The organism is Kitasatospora sp. NPDC047058, assembly GCF_040643935.1.
Taxonomy (GTDB): Bacteria; Actinomycetota; Actinomycetes; order Streptomycetales; family Streptomycetaceae; genus Kitasatospora.
On the sequence record NZ_JBEYVJ010000442.1, the window covers coordinates 1 to 5,171 of the forward strand.

The window sequence follows — 5,171 nt, forward strand, 5'->3', positions numbered from 1 at the left end:
GTGCCGACCGTCAGGACATCGGCGATACCGGCGTCCTCGGCCGTCTCGGTGACCGAGGCGGTCAGCACCGGATGCGGGGACACCTCGACGAACGCGCCATAACCCCCGCCCAGCAGGGTGCGGACGGCCTCCTCGAAACGCACCATCCGGCGCAGGTTCGCGTACCAGTAGCCGGCATCGGCCTCGGGGCCGGTCAGCCACTCACCGGTCACCGTGGAGATCATCGGCACCCGACCCGCCTGCGGGACGATCCCGGCCAACTCCTCAGCCAGCACCGCCTCCAGCGGCTCCACCGCCGGCGAGTGCGCCACGAAGTCCGTCACCGGCACCCGCCAGCGCATCACCTTCCGCGACGCCAGCTCACGCTCGAACTCCGCCAGCGCCTCCGCCTCACCCGACACGACCACCGCCGCCGGACCGTTGACCGCGGCGATCGACAGCCGCTCGCCCCAGCCCTCGACGATCTCCCGCACCGACGCGTACGGCATCACCACCGACAGCATCGAACCCTGAAGCTGCAGGCCCGACAGCGCCCGCGCCCGGACGGCGACCACACGGGCACCGTCCTCCAGCGACAGCATCCCCGCCACCGTCGCCGCCGCGATCTCACCCTGCGAGTGACCCAGAACCGCATCCGGCGTGACACCGGCGGCCTCCCACACCGCAGCCAGCGACACCATCACGGCCCACATCACCGGCTGGACCACATCCGCGGCCTCCAGCACGGGAGCACCCTCGGCCCCGGCCAGCACCCCGGACAGACTCCACGGCACATGCGGCGCCAACGCCGCCTCACACTCCGCCAACCGCGCCGCGAACACCGGACTCGACGCCGCCAGTTCACGGCCCATGCCGACCCACTGCGCACCCTGACCCGCGAACACGAACGCCGTCCGGCCCCCGGACCGGGCCACACCCGAGACGACCGAGCCCGCAGCGACCCCGTCCACCAGGCTGCCCAGCCCGGACACCAGCTCCTCGCGGCCGCCACCGACCACCACGGCCCGGTGCTCGAAGGCCGAGCGCGTCGCCGCCAGCGACCAGGCGACATCCTCCGGCGTCGACTCCGGCCGTGCCGACACCCAGTCCCGCAGCCGGCCCACCTGGGCCGCCAGGCCCCGGGCCGACCGGCCCGAGACCACCCAGGCCGCCAGCCCGTCCGGCTCCAGCACCGCGGGAGCAACCGGAGCCGCCTCGACCTCGGCGGCCGGCTCGTCCAGGACGTCCGCACCCTCGGCGTCCCCGGCGGGCGCCTCCGCGGACTCCTCGTCCGCGGCCGGGGCCTCCTCCAGGATGATGTGGACGTTGGTGCCGCTCATCCCGAACCCGGACACGCCGCCGCGGCGCACCCGCTCCCCGGCGGGCCACGCCACCGGCTCGGCCAGCAGCCGCACCTCACCCGCCGACCAGTCCACCTCCGGCGTCGGCTCCTCGACGTGGAGCGTCGCCGGCAGCTGCTCGTTCTGCAGCGCCAGCACCATCTTGATGATCCCGGCCATGCCCGCGGCCTGCTGGGTGTGGCCGATGTTGGACTTCACCGACCCCAGCCACAGCGGCCGGTCCTCCGGACGGTTCTGGCCGTACGTCGCCAGCAGCGCCTGCGCCTCGATCGGGTCCCCGAGCGGGGTACCCGTCCCGTGCGCCTCCACCACGTCCACGTCGGCCGTCGACAGCCGGGCGCTGGCCAGCGCCGCGCGGATGACCCGCTGCTGCGACGGACCGTTCGGGGCGGTCAGGCCGTTGGACGCACCGTCCTGGTTGATCGCCGAACCGCGCACCACCGCGAGCACCGGGTGCCCGTTGCGGCGCGCATCCGACAGCCGCTCCACGACCACGACACCGGCGCCCTCGGCGACGCCCATGCCGTCCGCGCCGGCCCCGAAGGTCTTGCACCGCCCGTCGGGCGACAGTCCGAGCGACTTGCTGAAGTCGGTGAACAGCACCGGGGTGGCCGCCACGAACGCGCCCCCGACGAGCGCCATCGAGCACTCGCCGGAGCGCAGCGCCTGCGCGGCCAGGTGCATCGAGACCAGCGACGACGAGCAGGCCGTGTCGACCGTGACCGCCGGGCCCTCCAGGCCCAGCGTGTAGGACACCCGGCCGGACAGGATGCTCGTGGCGTTGCCGGTCATCACGTGACCGTCGAGCTCGCCCTGCTTGCCGGTGATCCAGCCGTACCCGGAGGCGGACGCCCCCGCGAACACGCCCGTCGCCGAACCGCGGAGCGAGGCCGGGTCGATCCCGGCCCGCTCCAGCGCCTCCCACGCGACCTCCAGCAGCAGCCGCTGCTGCGGGTCCATCGACAGGGCTTCGCGCGGGCTGATCCCGAAGAAGCCGGCGTCGAACCGGGTGGCGTCGTAGATGAAGTTGCCCGCCTGCACCTCGGCGGCGCCGACCCCGGAGCCGTCGGCGTCGCCGAAGACCCACCCGCGGTCCTGCGGCAGCCCGGCCACCGATTCCCGCTGGGCGTCCAGCAGTTCCCACAGGCCCTCGGGGCTGCGCACGCCGCCGGGGAACCGGCAGCTCATGCCGACGATGGCGATGGGCTCACCGCCGGCGCTTTCCAATTCCTGCAAACGCTGCCGGGTCTCGTGCAGATTAGCGGTCACCCGCTTGAGGAAGTAGCGGAGCTTCTCTTCGCTCACTTACGTCACCTCGTCGAAGAAGTCGCGGCGTTGGCCGTGTCAGTGGATTCCGAGTTCCTTGCCGATGAAATCGAAGACTTCGTCGTCGGTTGACGATTCGAGCTTCTCCGCAACTCCGGTCTCGGCGGTCTGTGCCCGAGCCTCCCTCCACTTGGAGAGGACGACTTCGAGGCGGTTGGTGATCAGGGCGGATTCGTCGTCGCCGGCGATCCCGGCGAGCATGCCCTCCAGCTTGTCCAGTTCGGCCAGCACGGGCTGGGCCGGGCTGGTCTCCTCGGTCAGGCTGACCCGCAGGTGGTCGGCGAGCGCGGCCGAGGTGGGGTAGTCGAACAGCAGCGTGCTGGGCAGGCGCAGCCCGGTGGACGCGCCCAGCCGGTCCCGCAGTTCGACGGCGGTCAGCGAGTCGGCTCCGAGGTCGTTGAAGGCCCGGTCGGCCTCGACGGAGTCGACGCTCGCGTGCCCCAGGACGGCGGCGGCCTCGGTGCGGACCAGGTCGGTCAGCAGCCGGTCCTGCTCCACCCGGGACAGGCTCGCCAGTTGCTGCGCCAGCGCGCTCCCGGCCGACGAGTCGGCCGCGCCGGTGTCGTCGCCCTTGCCGGCCAGCGCCTCGACGACCTCGGGCAGGCTCTCGATCAGCGGGCTGGGCCGGCGCAGCGTGAACGGCGGGGCGAACCGCGCCCAGTCCACGTCCACGACGGTGATCAGCCGGTCCCGGCCGTCGAGCGCCTGGGCCAGGGCCTGGATCGCCTGGCCGGGATCGATCAGGCGCAGACCGCGGCGCGTCATCGCGGCCGCGCCCTCCGCGTCGGTCATCCCGCCGCCGCCCCACGGGCCCCAGGCCACCGAGGTGGCGGCCAGGCCCCGGGCGAGGCGGTTCTCCGCCAGGGCGTCCAGGTAGGCGTTCGCCGCCGCGTAGCCGGCCTGGAGGCCGCTGCCCCAGGTCGCCGCGATGGAGGAGAACAGGACGAAGGCGTCCAGGTCCAGGCCGGCGGTCAGCCGGTCCAGGCTGGCGGCGCCCGCGGCCTTGGCGGCCAGCATGGCGGCCGTCTCCTCCACCGAGACGTCGTCCAGGGCGGTGGCCTGTCCGAGGCCGGCGGCGTGCATGACCGCGGTCAGCGGCGGGCCGCCCGCGCCGATCCTGGCGACGACCCCGGCCAGCGCGGCGTCCTCGGCGGCGTCGCAGGCGAACACGTCGACCGCCGACCCGGCCGCCGCCAGCTCGGCCGCCAGTGCGGCCGTTCCTGCCGACCCGGCGCCGGAGCGGCTGGTCAGCACGAGTCGCCCGGCACCGCGGCCGGCCAGCCAGCGGGCGACGTGCCCGCCGATCGCGCCGGTCCCGCCGGTGATCAGGACGGTGCCGCGGGGCACGAACTGCCCGGCGGTGCCGCGGGGTTGTGCGGCCCTGACGAGCCGGCGGCCGAAGATCCCGGCCGGACGGACCGCGACCTGGTCCTCGCCGCACTCGGCGAGCACCGCGCAGAACCGCGCCGCGGCCTGCTCGTCGAACTCGGCCGGGAGGTCGACCAGACCGCCGCCGTGGTCGGGGTGTTCCAGGGTGGCGACCCGGCCCAGACCCCAGGTCTGCGCCTGCACCGGACTGGTGAGTGCCTCGTCCGACGTGGCGGCCACCGCACCGCGGGTCACGGCCCACATCGGCGCGTGGACCCCCTCGGCGATCAGGGCCTGGATCAGCGTCTGGGTCCCGGCGAGGCCGTTCGCCAGCACCGGGTGACCGGGCAGCGGCGTCTCGTCCAGGGCCAGCAGCGACACGACGCCGGAGACCCCGGCCTCGGGAAGCGTCGCGGCGATCTGCGCGGCCATCCGCCCCTGGTCGGCGGTTTCGGTGGTCACCATCGTCACGACGTCGGCACCGCGGGCGGTCAGCGCCTCCACGCAGGCCTGCCACAGGTCGTCCTCGGCCTGTTCGGGCGTGACCACCAGCAGCCAGTGCCCGGCGAGCACCGCCGGGGCGGGCTCGGCCACCGGCGCCCAGTCCACCCGGTACCGCCAGTTGGCGGTCAGCGACCGGTCCTGCTCGCGGCGCCGCCAGGACGCCAGGGCCGGCAGGACCTCGCCGAGGTGCTGCTGGTCCTCCAGCGCCAGGGTGTCGACGAGCTTGGCCAGGTCGCCGCTGTCGACGGCGGCCCAGAACTGCGCCTCGGCGGCCGAGCCCGTCCCGTCCCCGCCGGCGTTCGGCGGGGTCTGCACGCCCTTGGGCCAGTACAGCTCCTGCCGGAAGGCGTAGGTGGGCAGCTCGACCGGCGTGCCGGTCGGCAGCACCGAACTCCAGTCCACCGCAGCACCGTTGACGTACGCGCGGGCCAGGCCAGCGACCAGGCTCGGGACGCTCTCGTCGTTCCGGCGCCGGAGCGGGACGAAGGCGGCGTCCTCGTTCCCGGTGCCGGCCACGATGTCCGGGCCCAGGGAGGAGAGCGACCCGTCGGGGCCGACCTCGATGAACACCGACACACCCTGCGCGGCGAGGGCGGCCACCGCGTCGGCGAACCGCACCGCCCGGCGCGTCTG

2 protein-coding genes are annotated in these 5,171 nt (G+C 74.4%); both read right to left on the reverse strand.

Going from position 1 to position 5,171, the window contains the following annotated elements; translation table 11 throughout:
* Positions 1-2,645, reverse strand: a 2,645-nt coding sequence (locus ABZ885_RS34945) for a type I polyketide synthase (RefSeq protein WP_360197934.1), incomplete at its 3' end; no start/stop codon positions are given.
* Positions 2,646-2,684: 39 nt separating this feature from the next.
* Positions 2,685-5,171: SDR family NAD(P)-dependent oxidoreductase (locus tag ABZ885_RS34950; protein WP_360197937.1), on the reverse strand; the 2,487-nt coding region annotated here is incomplete at its 5' end.